The sequence below is a fragment of the Bacteroides sp. AF32-8BH genome, from assembly GCF_003435205.1.
Classification (GTDB): domain Bacteria; phylum Bacteroidota; class Bacteroidia; order Bacteroidales; family Bacteroidaceae; genus Bacteroides; species Bacteroides ovatus.
In genome coordinates this window covers 1-20,002 of sequence record NZ_QVLZ01000022.1, presented here as the reverse complement: position 1 = coordinate 20,002, position 20,002 = coordinate 1, and the positions used below count along the sequence as shown (strand labels likewise).

General features: G+C 43.4%; 18 protein-coding genes. 15 read left to right on the top strand and 3 right to left on the bottom strand.

What is annotated here, in order from left to right:
* Positions 1-4: 4 nt before the first annotated feature.
* On the top strand, positions 5-1,618 hold the full coding sequence (locus DWZ47_RS16370) for a SusD/RagB family nutrient-binding outer membrane lipoprotein (RefSeq protein ID WP_004306816.1): 1,614 nt from the start codon (positions 5-7) through the stop codon (positions 1,616-1,618).
* Between the two features lie 244 nt (positions 1,619-1,862).
* Here the strand turns inward: DWZ47_RS16370 and DWZ47_RS16365 are convergent, their stop codons facing one another.
* A complete protein-coding gene (locus DWZ47_RS16365) occupies positions 1,863-2,261 on the bottom strand; it encodes a response regulator (protein ID WP_004297972.1) in 399 nt (132 codons plus the stop codon).
* A gap of 119 nt (positions 2,262-2,380) precedes the next feature.
* On the opposite strand from DWZ47_RS16365, the gene DWZ47_RS16360 reads away from it, so the two are divergent.
* The 6 genes from DWZ47_RS16360 to DWZ47_RS16335 all read left to right on the top strand — a co-directional run bounded on the left by DWZ47_RS16360 (position 2,381) and on the right by DWZ47_RS16335 (position 11,458).
* Positions 2,381-4,018, top strand: a complete 1,638-nt coding sequence (locus tag DWZ47_RS16360) for an ABC-F family ATP-binding cassette domain-containing protein (protein ID WP_004311684.1) — start codon at positions 2,381-2,383, stop codon at positions 4,016-4,018.
* Positions 4,019-4,116: 98 nt separating this feature from the next.
* Positions 4,117-4,527 carry a DUF6769 family protein gene (locus DWZ47_RS16355; RefSeq protein ID WP_004306814.1) on the top strand — a complete coding sequence of 137 codons (411 nt, stop codon included), beginning with the start codon at positions 4,117-4,119 and terminating at the stop codon, positions 4,525-4,527.
* Positions 4,528-4,615: 88 nt separating this feature from the next.
* A complete protein-coding gene (locus tag DWZ47_RS16350; protein WP_117513801.1) occupies positions 4,616-5,851 on the top strand; it encodes an efflux RND transporter periplasmic adaptor subunit in 1,236 nt (411 codons plus the stop codon).
* Between the two features lie 78 nt (positions 5,852-5,929).
* A complete protein-coding gene (locus DWZ47_RS16345) occupies positions 5,930-9,028 on the top strand; it encodes an efflux RND transporter permease subunit (RefSeq protein ID WP_117513799.1) in 3,099 nt (1,032 codons plus the stop codon).
* A gap of 157 nt (positions 9,029-9,185) precedes the next feature.
* Complete coding sequence (locus tag DWZ47_RS16340; RefSeq protein ID WP_117513797.1) at positions 9,186-10,370, top strand: TolC family protein; 1,185 nt, start codon at positions 9,186-9,188, stop codon at positions 10,368-10,370.
* A gap of 257 nt (positions 10,371-10,627) precedes the next feature.
* Positions 10,628-11,458, top strand: a complete 831-nt coding sequence (locus DWZ47_RS16335) for a hypothetical protein (RefSeq protein ID WP_008776305.1) — start codon at positions 10,628-10,630, stop codon at positions 11,456-11,458.
* On the opposite strand, the gene DWZ47_RS16330 is transcribed toward DWZ47_RS16335, so the two are convergent.
* On the bottom strand, positions 11,455-12,918 hold the full coding sequence (locus DWZ47_RS16330) for a methyltransferase RsmF C-terminal domain-like protein (RefSeq protein ID WP_032849566.1): 1,464 nt from the start codon (positions 12,916-12,918) through the stop codon (positions 11,455-11,457). The genes DWZ47_RS16335 and DWZ47_RS16330 overlap by 4 nt on opposite strands.
* A gap of 109 nt (positions 12,919-13,027) precedes the next feature.
* Here DWZ47_RS16330 and DWZ47_RS16325 point away from each other — a divergent pair, with 109 nt between their 5' ends.
* From DWZ47_RS16325 to DWZ47_RS16300, 6 genes are all read left to right on the top strand, one after another.
* Positions 13,028-13,807: a DUF6249 domain-containing protein gene (locus tag DWZ47_RS16325; RefSeq protein WP_004306807.1), complete on the top strand. Its 780-nt coding sequence runs from the start codon at positions 13,028-13,030 to the stop codon at positions 13,805-13,807.
* A complete protein-coding gene (locus tag DWZ47_RS16320) occupies positions 13,804-14,355 on the top strand; it encodes an RNA polymerase sigma factor (protein ID WP_004297960.1) in 552 nt (183 codons plus the stop codon). Before DWZ47_RS16325 ends, DWZ47_RS16320 begins: the two co-directional genes overlap by 4 nt.
* Positions 14,336-14,665 (top strand): DUF5056 domain-containing protein, encoded by a 330-nt coding sequence (locus tag DWZ47_RS16315; RefSeq protein ID WP_004297958.1) that lies wholly within the window; start codon positions 14,336-14,338, stop codon positions 14,663-14,665. The genes DWZ47_RS16320 and DWZ47_RS16315 overlap by 20 nt, the downstream gene beginning before the upstream one ends.
* Positions 14,666-14,785: 120 nt before the next feature.
* The gene (gene cls / locus DWZ47_RS16310; protein ID WP_004311690.1) at positions 14,786-16,057 is read left to right on the top strand and encodes a cardiolipin synthase; all 1,272 of its coding nucleotides are present in this window, start codon (positions 14,786-14,788) and stop codon (positions 16,055-16,057) included.
* Positions 16,058-16,096: 39 nt separating this feature from the next.
* A complete protein-coding gene (locus DWZ47_RS16305) occupies positions 16,097-16,891 on the top strand; it encodes a thymidylate synthase (protein WP_117513795.1) in 795 nt (264 codons plus the stop codon).
* 4 nt (positions 16,892-16,895) lie between these two features.
* Positions 16,896-17,390, top strand: coding sequence for a dihydrofolate reductase (locus DWZ47_RS16300; protein WP_117513794.1), 495 nt, complete (start codon positions 16,896-16,898; stop codon positions 17,388-17,390).
* 3 nt (positions 17,391-17,393) lie between these two features.
* On the opposite strand, the gene DWZ47_RS16295 is transcribed toward DWZ47_RS16300, so the two are convergent.
* Positions 17,394-17,873 carry an Lrp/AsnC family transcriptional regulator gene (locus tag DWZ47_RS16295; protein WP_004297952.1) on the bottom strand — a complete coding sequence of 160 codons (480 nt, stop codon included), beginning with the start codon at positions 17,871-17,873 and terminating at the stop codon, positions 17,394-17,396.
* A 152-nt stretch (positions 17,874-18,025) separates the two neighbouring features.
* On the opposite strand from DWZ47_RS16295, the gene DWZ47_RS16290 reads away from it, so the two are divergent.
* Positions 18,026-19,303, top strand: coding sequence for an IgA Peptidase M64 (locus DWZ47_RS16290; protein ID WP_004311693.1), 1,278 nt, complete (start codon positions 18,026-18,028; stop codon positions 19,301-19,303).
* Between the two features lie 43 nt (positions 19,304-19,346).
* Positions 19,347-19,886 (top strand): GNAT family N-acetyltransferase, encoded by a 540-nt coding sequence (locus DWZ47_RS16285; protein WP_008650303.1) that lies wholly within the window; start codon positions 19,347-19,349, stop codon positions 19,884-19,886.
* Positions 19,887-20,002 lie beyond the last annotated feature (116 nt).

The following is a 20,002-nucleotide window of genomic DNA, read 5'->3' as shown; positions in this document are numbered from 1 at the left end:
GACAATGAAAAAATATAAATCAATAGGAAAATTGCTGGCAGTTTCTTTCTTGACTGCTACCATTGCTTCTGCTTGTACGGAAGACGCAATGGATAAAATCAATGAAAACCCTAACAATCCGTTGGATGCGCCCGCTAAGTTCTTAATTACGGACTTAGGCGTAAGTACTGCATTCAGCACTGTAGGAGGGGATTTCTCGCTCTATTCTTCTGTTTACATAGAACATGAAACGGGTATATCCAACCAGCTTTACCGCGCGGAAGTACGCAGCGGAGAGCCCACAACGGCTACTACCTACAACAATGCATGGATCAACGTGTACTCAAATATCAAGAATGCTAAAATCGTTATCAAGAAATGCGAAGAAGATCCTTCGGAAAAAGGAAACGTAGTGACGGAAGCGATTGCTAAAATCCTGCTCGCCTACAATGGAGCTGTGGCAGCCGATGTGTTTGGAAACACACCGTATAGCCAGACAGGTATCCTCAATCCGGACGGTACACCGATGTATATGCAACCTAAAATGGATACACAGGAAAGTATCTATCAGGAAGTAATGCAGAACCTGGATGATGCCATCACTCTACTGAATAACGGTACTGCCAAAGATACGGGCTTATCCGGTGCAGTCGGTTCTAAAGACTTGATCTATGGTTCAAACACCAGTACACAGGCAAGTATGTGGCTTAAAACGGCCTATGCGTTAAAAGCACGTTATACAATGCGTCTGCTCAATAAAAGTGCCAACAAGACTACAGATCTTCAGAATATTCTTACTTATGTGAGCAAATCATTTGCCAACGCAAGTGAAGAATGTAAGTTGGCCGTTTACGATGCTGATTCGCAATTGAATCCGCTTTGGTCCTTCAGCTACAGCCGCAACAGTTTAGCAGCTAGTGCAAGTCTGATTGAAAAGTTCGTTGAGCGCAATGACCCCAGAGCACCGCAAGCGTTCCTGGAACCTGATCCTACCGGATATATCACTTATGGATACGGAGCTACGCAAGCTACGGACATCGCAGGCATCAAAGCGGCTCCTAACGGAACTCCGCAAGAGTTGCAGAATAATTATGGTATGTCGATGATATCATGGGCTATGTCGGCTCCTACTCTTTTAATCAGCTATCACGAAGTGAAATTCCTTGAAGCAGAAGCATTGTGCCGTTTGGGAGGCAGACTGGGCGAAGCTAAGACTGCTTTGAAAGATGCAGTCACTGCCGGATTCGAGAATCTGGGAAATTCAATTATAGATGCTGCAGACACTTGGATATATGATGGTGACAGCGATTTGGGTGCAGATGTGGCAGAAGCCTATTTCACGGATGAAGTGGAACCGTTATTCGATGCCAACCCTCTGCAAGAGACAATGATACAGAAGTATCTTGCTTTCTTCGGCGCATCCGGCGAATCACTGGAAGCCTATAATGACTACCGCCGTCTGAAAGGTGCAGGAGAAAACTTCATTGTACTGAAAAACCCGCAGAACAGCAGTAAATTCCCATTGCGCTTCGGTTATGGAGCAGACGATGTATTGGCAAATCCTGAAGTGAAAGCTGCTTTCGGTGATGGACAGTACGTATATAGCGAGGCCGTATGGTGGGCTGGCGGAAACAAATAATGAACTTAAAATCTCTCAAAAGAGAGACTTTACATAGAGTCGTTTCTGTACTCTAACAAATTAACAGAGACGAACAAAAATAGGCCAACCGTGAGGTTCGCCTATTTTATTTTATCCAAATGCATTAGATGAAGTTAGAGTAATACCATTTTTCTACCCAATCATACTTCTTTTCCATGCTTTTACGTTTTTAACGCTTAAGCACTTTTTTAATAAACTAAAAAAAATCTCGTAAGAATCAATCTTACCACTGCAAATCGGGTAAATATTTACTCAACGTAGTGCGGAGAATACCCAAGGTGATAGGTTTCACTAATACTTCAGTTGCTCCTGCATTCATTGCATTTTCCTTATCCGAGCTAAAAGCATAAGCCGTCTGCATGATAATAGGAATTTCTGTGTTAGATTCACGAATTATCTTCGTTGCTTCCAATCCGTTCATCACCGGCATCTTAATATCCATCAGCATTGCTTTGGCTCTTTGCTGGTGTTGCTGAAACAACTCCACCATTTCCTGGCCATTTTTAGCCCACTCGATATCACACTTTTTGCCTATGATAGCCTTGATTAATTTAAAGTTGCTGTCATCGTCTTCAGCTACCAAAATTAAAGGTCTGAATTCATTCATTTGTTCGCTTTCCATATCGCTTATATATTGTTTTTTTTATCTGTTTTTTTAGAGCTATCTTCCTTTTCAGCCCGCAAGGTATAAAAAATATTCATATATTTCGCTATCTTTGCGCCTCAATTTAAAAGAATAGTATGATTTCTGTTGACGGACTAGCCGTAGAGTTTGGCGGCACTGCTTTATTTAGTGATATTTCTTTCGTAATTAATGAAAAAGACCGCATCGCTCTGATGGGCAAAAACGGGGCTGGAAAAAGTACGCTGCTAAAGATTTTGGCAGGCGCACGGCAACCGACACGTGGAAAAGTTTCCGCACCCAAAGATTGCGTAGTAGCATACCTGCCTCAACATCTGATGACGGAAGACGGAAGAACAGTGTTTGGCGAAACGGCACAGGCTTTTTCACATCTTCATGAGATGGAAGCGCAGATCGAAAAGTTGAACAAGGAGCTTGAAACACGGACGGACTACGAGAGCGACAGTTACATGGCGCTGATCGAGGAAGTGTCCAGCTTGAGCGAGAAGTTTTATTCAATCGATGCTACTAATTATGAAGAGGATGTGGAAAAGGCATTGCTTGGATTAGGATTCACCCGAGGAGATTTCCAACGCCAGACGAGTGATTTCAGCGGTGGATGGCGAATGCGTATCGAACTCGCCAAATTGCTGTTGCAGAAACCGGATGTGCTCTTGCTCGATGAGCCGACGAATCATCTGGATATCGAATCTATTCAATGGCTGGAGGATTTTCTTATTAATAATGGAAAAGCGGTCATTGTAATTAGTCACGACCGTAAATTCGTGGATAATATTACAACACGCACCATCGAAGTGACGATGGGACGTATCTATGATTACAAGGTAAATTACTCGCAATATTTGCAGCTGCGCAAGGACCGCCGCGAACAGCAACAGAAGGCTTATGACGAGCAGCAGAAGTTTATTGCTGAAACGAAGGAGTTTATCGAACGGTTCAAGGGGACTTATTCAAAGACGTTGCAGGTGCAGAGCCGTGTCAAAATGCTGGAGAAGCTGGAATTGCTCGAAGTGGACGAGGAGGATACTTCTGCATTGCGACTGAAATTCCCGCCTTCACCCCGTTCGGGCAGTTACCCGGTCATCATGGAGGGTGTTGGAAAGACATACGGAGACAAAGTGGTATTCCGCAATGCTAATCTGACGATTGAGCGTGGTGATAAGGTAGCTTTCGTTGGTAAGAACGGTGAGGGTAAGTCTACGCTCGTGAAGTGTATCATGAAGGAGATTGAGCATGACGGTACATTGACTCTCGGACATAATGTGCAAATTGGATATTTCGCTCAAAATCAGGCTTCGCTGATGGATGAAAACCTAACGGTTTTCCAAACGATTGACGATGTAGCCAAAGGGGATATCCGGAACAAGATTCGTGATTTGCTGGGAGCGTTTATGTTTGGCGGTCCCGAGGAATCGATGAAAAAGGTCAAAGTGCTTTCGGGTGGAGAGCGTACCCGTCTGGCTATGATTAAATTATTGCTGGAACCTGTCAACCTCCTGATTTTAGATGAGCCGACGAATCATCTGGACATGAAAACGAAAGATATTCTAAAACAGGCATTGCTGGATTTTGATGGTACGCTGATCGTCGTTTCACACGACCGTGACTTCCTTGACGGGCTGGTTACCAAGGTGTATGAGTTCGGTAATCAAAAGGTGACGGAACATCTTTGCGGTATCTATGAGTTCCTCGAAAAGAAGAAAATGGATTCGTTGCAAGAACTGGAAAAGAAATAATAAATAATAAAAAGAGGGTATCGGCTACAGGCGAAATAAAAGTATTTGTATATTTGCACTTTGAAGCTCTGAAAAGCGGATAACCTCTAAAAGAAAGGATGAAAGGGAAGAAACGAATTATAGTAACTCTGCTGTTTTTTATCAACATTATTATGTTGGTGGCAGCGGTTATTCCCCATCATCATCACCCCAACGGAATGATTTGCATGAAGCAGGACTTGCCTGTAGAACAGCAATGTCCCACGCATCATCATCACCCGGGAAACGACTCATGTTGCAGCAGCGAATGTATGACTCGTTTCTACTCTCCCACTCCATCCATACATACGGATAGCGGACCGGATTACGTATTCATCGCTACCTTATTCACGGATGTAATCATCGAGCATTTATTACGACCGCAAGAGAAACGGATTAAAAACTATTACGTTTACCGAGACTCTCTGCATGGTACGGATACTCATCGTACCACTTCTCTTCGTGCCCCTCCCTACTCTGTTTTTGCGTAAAAGCGTAAATGCAAATTAGTTACATCTGCGCTACCTTATCTTTGTAGCGTAAAAAGAAAACAGTAAAATTTAGTAGGAAAATATCATTATGAAAAAACTTATTTTCGTGGGAATCCTGGGCTTATTCGTGCTGGGATCCTGTAATAATAGTACCGTCACACACACACACGATGAACACGATCATGCCGCGGAAGGACATAATTACGAGGCAGAAGGACCCGATCATTCCCATGAAGGCGAATGTAGCGGAGAACACAATCATGAAGCAGCCGATGAATACAACGAAGCTGCCGAAGCCCACAGTGATGAAATCATTCTTCCGAAAGCGAAAGCTGAAGCAGCCGGTGTAAAGGTGAGCGTTATTGAACCTGCACCTTTCCAGCAAGTGATTAAAACCAGCGGACAGGTGCTGGCTGCTCAAGGGGATGAATCGGTTGCCGTAGCTACAGTAGCCGGCGTGGTATCTTTCCGTGGAAAAGTAACGGAAGGTATGAGCGTCGGCAGCGGCACTCCGCTAGTCACTATTTCTTCAAAGAATATCGCCGATGGTGATCCGGTGCAACGTGCCCGCATTGCCTACGAGGTATCCAAGAAGGAATACGAACGTATGAAGGAGCTTGTTAAAAACAAAATCGTATCCGACAAGGATTTTGCACAAGCGGAGCAAAGTTACGAAAACGCCCGTCTTAGTTACGAAGCTCTTTCCAAGAATCATTCAGCTATCGGCCAAAGCATTACGGCTCCTATTGCCGGATATGTGAAAAGTATTCTCGTGAAAGAAGGTGACTATGTGACAATCGGACAACCGCTGGTAAGCGTGACGCAGAACCGTCGTCTTTTCCTCCGTGCCGAAGTGTCGGAAAAGTATTACCCGTATCTCCGCACCATCAGTTCCGCCAATTTCCAGACTCCTTATAATAATCAGGTGTACGAGTTGAAAGCATTGAACGGTAAACTTCTCTCTTTCGGAAAAGCTGCCGGAGACAATTCTTTTTATGTGCCTGTCACTTTTGAGTTCGACAACAAAGGGGAAGTGATTCCCGGCTCATTTGTGGAGGTATTCCTGCTTTCTTCAGCAATGGAAAACGTGATTTCTCTTCCGCGCACCGCGCTGACAGAGGAACAAGGCATATTCTTCATATATCTGCAACTGGACGAAGAGGGTTATAAAAAACAGGAAGTAACGATAGGAGCCGACAACGGCAAAAGCGTTCAAATCCTAACTGGTGTAAAGGCTGGCGACCGTGTAGTGACCGAGGGTGCTTATCAGGTTCGACTGGCAAGCGCAAGCAATGCAATCCCGGCACACAGCCACGAACACTAAAGAGACTAGGCGTCGCAACCGTTTTTTTTGTGCGGCGCATCTATCAAGTTATTTATAACTCTCAATTAATGAAATATCATGCTTAATAAAATTATACATTACTCCCTACACAACCGGCTGGTGGTAGTTTGTGCGACCATCCTCCTGCTTATTGCGGGAACGTATACCGCCATGCATACGGAAGTAGACGTATTCCCCGACCTAAATGCACCTACGGTAGTAATCATGACCGAAGCGAACGGTATGGCTGCAGAAGAAGTTGAACAACTCGTTACTTTTCCTGTTGAAACTGCCGTAAACGGAGCTACGGGTGTGCGCCGTGTCCGCTCTTCCTCTACTAACGGATTTTCCGTTGTTTGGGTAGAATTTGATTGGGGAACGGATATTTATCTCGCTCGTCAGATTGTTAGTGAGAAATTAGCGGTGGTCAGCGAATCGCTGCCGGTCAATGTCGGCAAACCGACTCTTGGACCACAGTCTTCTATCTTAGGCGAAATGCTCATCGTCGGTCTGACTGCCGACTCCACTTCCATGCTCGATCTTCGCACGATTGCGGACTGGACCATCCGTCCACGCCTGCTGTCTACCGGAGGAGTGGCACAAGTGGCTGTGCTCGGAGGAGATATCAAAGAATATCAGATTCAGCTAGATCCCGAACGGATGCGTCATTACGGCATCTCGATGGGAGAAGTGATGGCTGTAACACAGGATATGAACCTAAATGCCAATGGAGGTGTGCTCTATGAATTCGGAAATGAATATATTGTACGTGGTGTACTCTCCACTTCGAAAACAGAGCAACTTGGCAAAGCGGTAGTAAAGACAGTGAATAACTTCCCTGTCACGCTGGAAGATATTGCAAACGTAACCATCGGCCCGAAGGCTCCGAAACTGGGTACTGCTTCAGAACGCGGCAAATCTGCCGTCCTGATGACTGTTACCAAGCAACCGGCTACCAGCACACTGGAACTGACGGACAAACTGGAAGCATCTCTGAAAGACCTCCAGAAAAATCTGCCGCCGGACGTAAAAGTTTCAACGGACATATTCCGTCAAAGCCGCTTTATCGAAAGCTCCATCGGCAATGTGAAAAAATCACTCTTTGAAGGAGGTATTTTCGTTGTCATCGTGCTTTTCCTGTTCCTGGCAAATGTACGTACTACGCTGATCTCATTGGTGACACTGCCTCTTTCCCTGCTCGTTTCGATCCTGACTTTACACTACATGGGGCTGACAATCAACACCATGAGTCTTGGAGGTATGGCGATAGCTATCGGTTCATTGGTAGACGACGCCATTGTCGATGTGGAAAACGTATATAAACGACTGCGGGAGAACCGCCTGAAAGCGGAAGCAGAAAGACTAAGTACGCTCGAAGTGGTATTCAATGCGTCGAAAGAGGTGCGCATGCCTATCCTTAATTCAACGTTGATTATCGTAGTCAGTTTTGTTCCGTTATTTTTCTTGAGCGGCATGGAAGGCAGAATGTTGGTTCCACTAGGTGTTGCTTTTATCGTGGCCCTGTTTGCGTCTACGATAGTTGCCCTGACACTAACTCCGGTACTCTGCTCTTATCTATTAGGAAGCAATAAGACGAACAAGGAACTGAAAGAAGCTCCTGTTGCCCGCTGGATGAAAGGGATTTATGAAAAAACACTGACTTGGGTACTGGCACATAAACGTGTAACTCTCGGAAGTACAATCGGACTTTTTGTAGTTGCCCTCGGAGTGTTTTTCACACTTGGACGCAGTTTCCTTCCTTCGTTCAATGAAGGATCATTTACTATCAATATCAGTTCTCTGCCGGGTATTTCGCTGGAAGAAAGCAACAAAATGGGACATCGTGCCGAAGAGTTATTGATGACAATTCCCGAAATACAAACGGTAGCCCGGAAAACGGGACGTGCTGAATTGGATGAACATGCGTTAGGAGTCAATGTTTCTGAAATAGAAGCTCCGTTCGAATTGAAAGACCGCTCGCGCAGTGAACTGGTAGCTGATGTACGTGAAAAATTAGGTACGATCACCGGAGCAAACATAGAAATCGGACAACCGATCAGCCACCGTATCGACGCAATGCTATCGGGTACGAAAGCGAATATTGCTATCAAATTATTCGGTGATGACCTGAATAAAATGTTTTCACTCGGTAATCAAATCAAAGGAGCGATCAGTGACATTCCCGGTGTTGCCGACCTGAACGTGGAACAACAGATTGAACGTCCGCAGCTGAAAATACAGCCTAAACGGGAAATGCTGGCTAAGTTCGGTATTACCCTGCCGGAATTTTCGGAATATGTGAATGTAGCTTTGGCTGGAAAAGTGATCTCACAAGTGTATGAACAGGGCAAGAGTTTTGACCTGATCGTAAAAGTGAAGGATGATGCCTGGGATGAAATAGAGAAAATCCGTAACCTGATGGTAGACACGAACGACGGCCGCAAAGTTCCTTTGAGCTATGTAGCGGAAGTGGTATCGGCCATGGGTCCGAATACGATCAACCGCGAGAATGTGAAACGTAAAATTGTCATTTCCGCCAATGTGGCCGATCGTGACTTGCGCAGTGTTGTGAATGATATTCAGAAACGTATCGACACATCGGTACAATTACCCGAAGGTTATCATATCGAGTATGGTGGACAGTTTGAAAGCGAGCAGGCTGCCAGCCGGACATTAGCGTTGACTTCATTTATCAGTATCGTGGTTATCTTCCTGTTGCTGTACAATGAGTTCCGCAGTGTGAAAGAATCCGGGGTTATCTTGCTGAATCTTCCGCTGGCACTGATCGGTGGTGTATTTGCTTTGGTGATTACAACAGGAGAAGTCAGTATTCCGGCTATCATCGGTTTCATTTCCTTGTTCGGTATTGCAACGCGTAACGGTATGTTGCTCATCAGTCACTACAATCATTTGCAAAAGGAAGAAGGTTTGAATGTATATGATAGTGTGATTCAAGGTTCTCTCGACCGCCTGAATCCGATTTTAATGACGGCATTGTCTTCTGCACTGGCACTGATTCCATTGGCACTTGCCGGCGACTTGCCCGGTAACGAAATTCAAAGTCCGATGGCAAAAGTGATTCTAGGAGGATTATTAACGTCTACTTTTTTGAACGGTTTTATCGTTCCGATTGTTTATCTGATGATGCATCGGAAAAAGGCCCAGAAAAGCCTGTAGAGAGGGATATTTTTCCTCGGTGAGAAAACCATCGTTCCCCGGTGAGGAAACAAGTGTTTCTCGGTGAGGAACGGGTCGTTCCTCGGTGTCAAACAAATAGATGCCTTATCATAAAGTATCTATCAACAATAGCTTGTAATAAATAAAGAAATTAGAAATGAAACAAATCATGACCATAAGCGCTGCACTTCTTTTCTTAACCATAGGTGAAGTGCAAGCCCAAAACGGAATTGAACAGGTATTGAAGAATATCGAAACGAACAATAAGGAGTTGCAGGCAAACGAGCAACTGATTACCTCGCAGAAGCTGGAAGCCAAAACGGATAATAACTTGCCTGACCCTACTCTCTCTTACGCGCATCTATGGGGAGCAAAAGATAAAAGCGAAACAATCGGTGAGCTGGTTGTTTCACAAAGCTTTGATTTCCCTAGTTTATACGCCACACGTAACAAGTTAAACCGTCTGAAAGCCGGAACTCTTAACAGTCAGTCGGATGTTTTTCGTCAGGAGAAACTGTTACAGGCAAAAGAACTTTGCCTGGACATTATCATGCTTCGTCAGCAAAAGCATATTTTGGAGGAACGTCTCCGCAATGCGGAAGAACTTGCTAAAATGTACGCCAAGCGTCTCCAAACAGGGGATGCAAATGCTCTCGAAACCAATAAAATCAACTTGGAACTGTTGAATGTCAAAACGGAAGCGTCTCTGAACGAAACGGCACTTCGCAATAAGCAGCAGGAACTGAATACGCTGAATGGTAATATTCCAGTGGTTTTCGAAGAAAATCAATATCCGACTATACCGTTCCCAAGCGATTACCAAATGTTGAAATCAGAAGTCATGGCTACAGACCGTACCTTAATGGCACTAGGCAACGAGAGCCTCGTTGCCCGTAAACAGATTGCTGTCAATAAATCCCAATGGCTGCCAAAGCTAGAACTCGGCTACCGTCGGAATACAGAGACTGGTGTGCCTTTCAACGGTGTAGTGGTGGGCTTTTCCTTCCCGCTTTTCGAAAATCGGAATAAGGTGAAAATTGCTAAAGCGCAGGCACTCAACATCGACTTGCAAAAGGATAATGCTACACTGCAAGTGGAATCTGAATTGGCACAACTTTACCGGGAAGCGAAAACGCTGCATGCTTCAATGGAAGAATATAGCAAGACTTTCCAGTCTCAACAAGATTTGGCATTGCTGAAACAAGCTTTGACAGGTGGACAAATTAGTATGATCGAGTACTTCGTTGAAGTATCGGTGATCTATCAAAGTCATCAAAATTATCTGCAATTGGAAAATCAGTACCAAAAGGCAATGGCACGGATTTACAAAAGCAAGCTATAAATAGTACATAAAACCCTTTAGGTATGGGTTACGCTGAACATACTAATTTCTATTTTTAAGTTATATAAGTATGTTTATATAATAAATTAGGCACGGATTACACAGAATTCACGGTCTTTAGTATTGTCATAACTATAAAGCAACAGTGTTAATCCGTGTAATTCGTGCCTAAATATATCTCCTCTCTTTTTCTTCAAATTCCGACTGGATATTTCAAAACAATACATTACATTTGCAACGAACATAAAATCTGAATTATGAGACCTAAACATTTCTATTTATTCATGTTATGCTGCATCCTTACGCTACTAAGTGGCTGTAAAGATGATGACGACAATCCACTGCGTTTTTACAACAGTGAATACGAAGTACCTATGGGTGGCAGACGTTACCTCGGCCTGGAAAGCGGAAATGGTGACTACTCACTTGCAGTGAAAGACACACGCATCGCAAGTGCCGGAACTGAAACTGGCTGGAGTGGAGTACCTGCCGGACATATGATTTATGTAACCGGTATCCTCACCGGAACGACTTATCTGACAGTAACAGACAACGCCACACAAGAAACCTGCACTTTACCAATCAAGGTGGTCGATAATTACGAAAATATGGAGTTGCTACGCAGCTACTTGTCTAACTTACCCAACGGAGATGCGAATCTTCTACCCGGTATTTCCGACATTTTTCTGATTAACAACCACGCACGGGATGCTTATTTTTTCAAACAAGGAGAACAGACCGCCTTTTCATCCGGACTTGAATTAATAACCCAAGGAAGTTACAAACTGGAAAAAGAAGAAGGAGACGATAAGAAAATGACACTAACCCTCACTTTTTCGGAAGATATGGCAACACCTGTTTCCGATCATAAATTCATAATATGGGGAAACTCGTACTTATTTCATCGGTTGGATAAAAGCCTAAATCTGAACTGGAACACTCCGCCTATTGGAGAAACGCGGACATCACCTGCACCTCCTCCTTCCTACACGCTGGAAGAAATAGCTGAAGGCACAGAAATCGGAAAAGGCAGACAGCTTAGCTTTAGTCTTTCCCAACAGGAAATACCTGCGGGAATACTGCCTTAATCAGTAACGTATTCTGATAAGATGCGTATATTTTCCGGTAAGTATCCACTACGGATGCGCCATTCTTGCGGATAAAGATTATTGGCACGATTGCCGATGTTCTTCACAAATCCGAGAGGAATATGCCGATAAGTAAGCAAAACATATCCACGAGGGGCTGTTACCGGTAAGGTAATGGCCTCTTTTCGTAAATATGTGATGGCCTGTTCATAACTTATTTCTTCCGTAGCGAATGCTTCCCGGCATAAAAGTGAGGTACACATTGCCAACGCATGGTTAGGGATCAAATCCTTTCCTTTCACCTCGCCTATCTCAATCCCTGCCGACACAATTTTCAGGCTTTGTTTCATCGTCGCCAATTCATTAGTATAGTACTGTGAGAAAGCTCGGATATTTGTTCCTTCCGCCAATAAAATATACTTGTCCGAATTTTCATCATTCAACCAACTTTTAGCCATATTCAGATATTCTTTCGATACAGGAGAAGATGCTGCTGTTCCTTTCTTATCCTTCTTCTTGAAAGCTTTCTCTTTGGCGGAAGAAGATACTGGGATCTCTTCTTCCGTCTCCGGCTTACGAAAAGCCACCAGAAAAAAGCCTTCACCTTTCGTCTTATGAGGGAAAAAATGATAGACGGGAATAGAAGATTTAGAATGATCCCCTTTATCTGACAAAAGATCTCCTGTTATATTCCAATTCTCCTGCACCTGCACAGTTAATGGTTCGCCCCCATACTCTTGTTGAATCCAACGTGCATTCTCTTCATCCTCTTTTGTATTAAATGTACACGTACTATATATAAGAATACCTCCGGGCTTCAACGCATCCCAGATATCTGCAATAATCCGTCGCTGGCGCTGCCAACAGATTTCCACATTCTCGGGGCTCCACTCTTCCACAGCTACCGGGTCTTTACGGAACATACCTTCACCGGAACAGGGAACATCTGTAAGAATCACATCAAAGAAAGAGAGTAAAGCCGAAAAATCTGCCGGATCATTATTGGTCACTACCACATCCGGATGTCCCCACTTCGTCAGGTTTTCAGCAAGAATCTGCGAACGATTCCGGATTACCTCATTGGCTACCAACAGGCTCCCTTCGGGAAGTACACTACGGGCATGAGTCGATTTTCCACCGGGAGCCGCACAAAGATCCAACATCTTCATCGGTCCCGTGATATATTGCCGGAGTACCTGCTCCACAAACATGGAAGAAGCTTCCTGAACATAATAACAGCCTGCATGGAATAAGGGATCGAACGTGAAAGTGAGACGCTCCTCCAAATAGAATCCTTCGGAAGACCAAGGTACTTTATCCGATAAAGAATGATTGATTTTCAATTGATTCAACCGGATGCTAACCGGTGGTTCCTGTTGGAGGGCAACAGCCAGTTTGTCGTATTCTTCATCGCCCAATAGAGCGCGGGTGTAGTCTATAAAAGAAGCAGGTAATTCCATCTTTCGTTTATTAATTTCCGCAAATATCAAAAATATTTCGTCTCTTTGCAACTTTCTATGATATTAACTACGTCTAACAGATAAAGAAATAAATTAAAAAACTATTGATATGAAAAATTTTCTATTAGCATTGATGGTTGTACTGACCACTTGCACACTGGCTGTTGCCCAGACCACCGTTGTTCGTGATTCCATCGGGAAAGTAAAAGTAACTGTGACCAAAGACAATAAAGCAAATACGAACAATACTGCTGTCACAGTGATTGGTGTAGACACAGCAGATGCTGATTCTGCAGACGTAAATGCAAACTCAAGTAATGTTAGCACCACTCATGGCAAAGCCAGCTTCACATTCGATTCGGATGACAGCGATTTCCCCTTCCACAATGTTAGTGCCGGCGGAGGTATTCTGGTAGCAATCATTGCAATCATTGCTGTATTCGGATTTCCGGTATTCATTCTATTTGTAATCTTCTTCTTCCGTTATAAAAACCGGAAAGCACGTTATCGCCTTGCCGAACAGGCACTTGCTGCCGGCCAACCGCTTCCGGCAGAGTTTATCCGCGAAAACAAAACAGTCGATTCGCGTTCACAAGGCATCAAGAACACCTTTACGGGTATCGGTCTTTTCATCTTCCTCTGGGCAATCACCGGCGAATTCGGAATTGGAGCTATCGGCTTACTCGTTACATTCATGGGTATCGGACAATGGATTATCGGTAGTAAACAACAGACTCAAGACGCAAATGCTACCCGGATGTATACGGGTAATAAGGATGAAAAAAAGAACCCGAATAACGTTAGAACCGATAGTTTCGAAATCATCCCTTCTGAATCCGAAGAGAAAGACAAAGGAGTAAACGAAGAAAAGAACGACGAGAATAAATGAGCCAACTCAATGATATATCGTTAGTCGCACAGGTCGTGGTGTTCAAGAACACCAGGGCCTTTGACCAGTTGGTGAAGGAGTATCAGTCGCCCATCCGGCGATTCTTCCTGAACCTGACTTGCGGCGACAGCGAATTGAGTGACGACCTTGCGCAAGATACATTTATCAAAGCATATACGAACATTGCCTCTTTCCGGAACTTGTCAAGTTTCTCTACGTGGCTGTATCGTATTGCTTATAATGTTTTTTATGATTATATTCGCAGCCGGAAAGAGACAGCCGACTTGGATACAAGAGAAATAGACGCCATCAACAGCACCGAACAGGAGAATATCGGGCAAAAAATGGATGTCTACCAGTCACTCAAAATGCTTAAAGAAGTGGAAAGAACCTGCATCACGTTGTTCTACATGGAGGACATTAGTATCGACAAAATTGCAGGGATTGTAGGAGTACCGTCAGGGACAGTGAAAAGCCATCTGTCACGCGGGAAAGAAAAATTAGCAACGTATTTAAAACAAAACGGTTATGACAGAAATAGACAATGATAAGCTCTTGCGCGATTTCTTCGCAGAAAACAAGCAGGAAATAGCAGATAACGGATTCAGTCGCCGTGTCATGCACCACTTACCCGATCGTAGTAATCGCCTGGCTCGTATCTGGAGCGCTTTCGTGATGACTGTGGCGGCCGCACTTTTTGTATGGTTAGGTGGATTGGAAGCAACTTGGGGAACCATAAGAGAAGTATTTATCGGTATGATTAATCATGGCACTTCAAGCCTTGATCCGAAGTCAATTATTATCGCAGCTGTTGTACTATTATTCATGGCTACACGAAAGGTTGCTTCGATGGCATAATTAACTCCTAGAAAGAAGTTATTTCGTTAAAGAATGATAAATTTGCCCTTGTTAGCAAAGGAGCCCAAACTTAGATATCGTATCTTTGTTCTTCTGTAAACTAAAAGAGTGAGAAGAGTTTTGAAATTACGTATATTTATTTTATTTCTGTTCCTGCCTATATTGAGTGTTCAGGCAGGTATCATCGACAGTCTGATGATACATCCCAGGGACTCAATCGGATTAACCAGCGATTCCCTTGTGCTACGCTATTTACAAGAATCGGGAATCCCTATATCTGATAATAATAAGGTAAAACTGCTAAAAAGCGGACGGGAGAAGTTTATCGATTTGTTTGAAGCCATCCGGGAAGCTAAACACCACGTCCATCTGGAATATTTCAACTTCCGAAATGACTCCATCGCCAATGCTTTATTTGCTCTGCTGGCCGAAAAAGTGAAAGAAGGGGTCGAAGTACGAGCTATGTTCGATGCATTCGGAAACTGGTCGAACAACAAACCACTTAAAAAGAAACATCTCAAGAAAATACGTGAACAAGGAATCGAGATTGTCAAGTTCGATCCATTCACTTTTCCTTATATCAATCACGCCGCCCATCGCGATCACCGGAAAATAGCTGTCATCGATGGAAAAGTGGCTTATACCGGTGGTATGAATATCGCCGATTACTACATTAACGGACTACCCAAAATCGGAACCTGGCGTGATATGCACACACGCATTGAAGGGGATGCCGTCAATGATCTGCAGGAGATATTCCTAACGATCTGGAATAAGGAAACCAAGCAGAATGTAGGTGGAGCCGCTTATTTCCCCCAACATGAGGAACAAACGGACAGTACGAATATTGTGGTAGCAATCGTAGACCGTACCCCGAAAAAGAATAGCCGTATGTTAAGCCACGCTTATGCCATGAGCATCTATTCGGCCCAAAAGAATGTTCATATCGTCAATCCTTATTTTGTACCGACTTCTTCTATCAAAAAGGCGTTGAATCGGACAATCGACCGAGGCGTAAATGTTACAATCATGGTTTCTTCTGCCTCCGATATCCCGTTTACTCCGGATGCCGCACTTTATAAGTTGCACAAACTGATGAAAAGAGGAGCTACTGTCTATATGTATAACGGTGGATTTCATCACTCTAAAATAATGATGGTGGATGATTTGTTCTGTACAGTTGGCACTGCCAACCTGAACAGCCGCAGCTTGCGCTATGATTACGAAACAAATGCCTTTATCTTTGATACCAAAATAACGGGTGAATTAAATACAATGTTCCGGAACGATATCGAGCATTGCACGCAACTAACGCCTGAATTCTGGAAAAAGCGCTCCCCGTGGAAGAAGTTCGTCGGCTGGTTTGCTAATTTATTCACTCCATTTTTGTAATTTTGTGCGGAGAATCATTTTCACCACAACTTATTCATTATGAAACAATACCTGGATTTACTCAATCGTGTACTAACCGAAGGTACAGAAAAAAGTGACCGTACCGGAACCGGAACCATCAGCGTTTTCGGTCACCAAATGCGTTTTAATCTTGATGACGGTTTCCCGTGCCTGACAACCAAGAAACTACATCTGAAATCAATCATATACGAATTACTTTGGTTTCTGCAAGGTGATACTAATGTGAAATATCTTCAGGAACATGGAGTGCGCATCTGGAACGAATGGGCGGATGAGAACGGCGACTTAGGACATGTTTATGGTTATCAATGGCGTTCATGGCCTGACTATAACGGTGGATTTATCGACCAGATCAGTGAAGTGGTGGAAACAATCAAACATAATCCGGATTCACGCCGTATCATTGTAAGCGCCTGGAACGTAGCAGATTTGAATAATATGAATTTGCCTCCCTGCCATGCTTTCTTTCAGTTTTATGTAGCAGACGGACGGTTGAGCCTGCAACTGTATCAACGCAGTGCAGATATTTTTCTGGGTGTTCCTTTTAATATTGCATCATACGCATTATTGCTGCAAATGATGGCACAAGTGACGGGACTGAAAGCCGGAGATTTTGTTCATACCTTCGGTGATGCACATATCTACCTGAACCACTTGGGACAAGTGAAGCTCCAATTATCACGTGAACCTCGTCCATTGCCACAAATGAAGATCAATCCGGATGTGAAGAGTATCTTCGACTTCAAATTTGAGGACTTTGAATTAATGAACTATGACCCGCATCCGCATATTGCGGGAGCAGTAGCCGTGTAACTTTATGAGTAAAATATCTATCATTGCTGCCGTAGACCGCCGTATGGCTATCGGCTTCGAGAACAAACTTCTTTTCTGGTTACCCAATGATTTGAAACGTTTCAAAGCATTAACTACCGGAAACACCATACTGATGGGACGCAAAACTTTCGAGTCACTACCGAAAGGCGTATTACCCAATCGCAGAAACATCGTTTTATCTTCCAACCCGGCTACAGAATGTCCCGGTGCGGAAGTTTTCCCTTCACTCGAAGCAGCTTTGCAAAGTTGTAAAGAGGAGGAACACATTTATATTATAGGAGGAGCAAGTATTTATCAGCAGGCTATTTCTTTCGCTGACGAACTTTGCCTGACAGAAATAGATGATATGGCTCCCGAAGCCGACGCCTATTTTCCGGAAGTATCGCCAGAGATGTGGCAAGAAAAAAGCAGAGAAGCTCATCCTGCGGATGAGAAACATCTCTGCTCCTATGCTTTTGTTGATTACATGAGAAAATAACGATTAATCTTCATCTTCTATGTCGACCATGATTGGCATCTGCCGCTTAATGGCTTCATGGAAGGAGATTAATGTCTCGGTACGCGCCAAACCCAATGGTTGTAACTTATCGTGAATAATACTCAATAAGTGATGGTTATTCTTTGCGTAAATTTTGATAAACATATCGTATTTTCCGGTAGTGAAATGACATTCCACCACTTCGGGGATAGCTTCTAAAGCTTTTGTTACCGAATCAAAGGATTCGGGATCTTTCAGATATATACCAATATAAGCGCAAGTCTCATATCCGATTTTCTCGGGGTCGATGACATATTCCGAACCTTTTAATATACCTAAATTAGTAAGCTTCTGAATACGCTGATGGATTGCAGCGCCGGAAACATTACATGCTCGTGCTACTTCCAAAAAAGGAATACGCGCATTCCCTGCAATCAGTTTCAGAATTTGCTCATCTAAAGCATCTAATTGATGATGTCCCATTTTTGAATCAAATTGTTTTTATCAATGAATCTTTTATGCAAAGTTAGCGATTTTTCGACAACAAATACTATAATCTATTACTTTTATTTGCAGAAAGCGGATAAGTCAACAATAGTTCGTACCTTTGCGAAAAACATAAATATACCATTAATATGAAACATATTTGCTGTATTATTCTGTGTTTCTGTACTTCTATAGGAAGTTATGCACAGAATTTTGCTGATTATTTTCAGAACAAAACATTGCGAGTGGATTATATCTTTACCGGGGATGCTACACAACAGGCTATTTATCTGGATGAGCTATCACAACTTCCTACCTGGGCAGGACGTCAACATCATCTTTCGGAACTTCCATTGGAAGGCAACGGACAAATTATAGTGAAAGACCTTGCCAGCAAACAGTGTATCTACAAAACGTCATTCTCTTCTTTGTTTCAAGAGTGGCTGTCCACAGACGAAGCTAAAGAAACAGCCAAAGGATTTGAGAATACTTTCCTTCTTCCTTATCCTAAACAGCCTGTGGAGGTAGAAGTCACTTTATATTCTCCGCGAAAAAAAAGATTGGCTACCTATAAACATATCGTGCGTCCGGATGATATATTGATTCATAAACGGGGGGTATCACATGTCACTCCGCATCGGTATATGCTTCAAAGTGGTAACGAAAAAGACTGCATAGATGTTGCCATCCTTGCAGAAGGATACACAGAAAAAGAAATGGATATTTTCTACCAGGATGCCCAACGTACCTGCGAAAGTTTGTTTTCGTATGAGCCGTTCCGCTCCATGAAGGGTAAATTTAATATTGTTGCCGTAGCCAGTCCTTCTACGGACAGTGGTGTCAGTGTTCCCCGCAAAAATCAGTGGAAACAAACGGCGGTTCACTCCCATTTCGATACTTTTTACTCGGACCGTTATCTGACTACCAGCCGGGTAAAGTCTATCCATAATGCATTGGCAGGCATCCCCTACGAACATATCATTATCCTGGCTAACACGGATGTATATGGTGGTGGAGGAATATACAATTCGTATACGCTGACCACGGCCCATCACCCGATGTTCAAGCCGGTAGTCGTACACGAATTCGGACACAGTTTCGGTGGATTAGCTGACGAATATTTCTATGATGATGATGTGATGACAGATACTTATCCGCTGGATGTCGAACCATGGGAACAGAATATTTCAACACGTGTGAACTTCGCTTCCAAATGGAAAGATATGCTTCCGTCAGGTACCCCGATCCCGACCCCCATTGCTGAAAAAAAGAAATATCCCGTAGGAGTATATGAAGGAGGTGGCTACTCTGCCAAAGGCATTTATCGTCCGGCTTATGACTGTCGCATGAAAACAAACGAATATCCGGAGTTTTGTCCGGTTTGTCAACGTGCCATCCGTCGAATGATTGAATTTTATGTTCCTTAATGGAATACAATTATATTATTGTCAAACTTAAAACCCAAACCTCATGATTAGACTTCAACCAATTAGTACGTCGGATCTGCAACATTACAAATTCATGGAAGAGCTTCTAATTGATTCGTTTCCACCGGAAGAGTACCGTCAGTTGGAACAACTGCGCGAGTACACTGATCGTACGGGCAACTTTCATAATAACATCATCTTTGATGATGACCTGCCAGTCGGCTTCATTACCTATTGGGATTTTGACAGTTTCTACTATGTAGAACACTTTGCAACCAATCCTGCCCTGCGAAATGGAGGCTATGGAAAACGCACGCTGGAATACTTATGCAATTATTTGAAACGCCCGATCGTATTGGAAGTAGAACGTCCGATAGAGGAAATGGCAAAACGACGTATCAGCTTTTATCAACGTCAAGGCTTTACGCTGTGGGAAAAAGACTATAGCCAACCTCCTTACAAGCCCGGAGATGATTTTCTGCCCATGTATTTAATGGTACACGGAGAATTGGATTGTGAAAAGGATTTTGAAACAATCAAAAAGAGAATACATAAAGAAGTATATGGAGTAAAAGACAACTAATTAAATTAGGTAGCAGCTCGAAATTAGTTTCACAAATGGAAAACCTTACTCCAGCTACGTATATATAAAAAGAGGTTGTGTCAAAACGTTGGCACAACCTCTTTTATATTTTACAG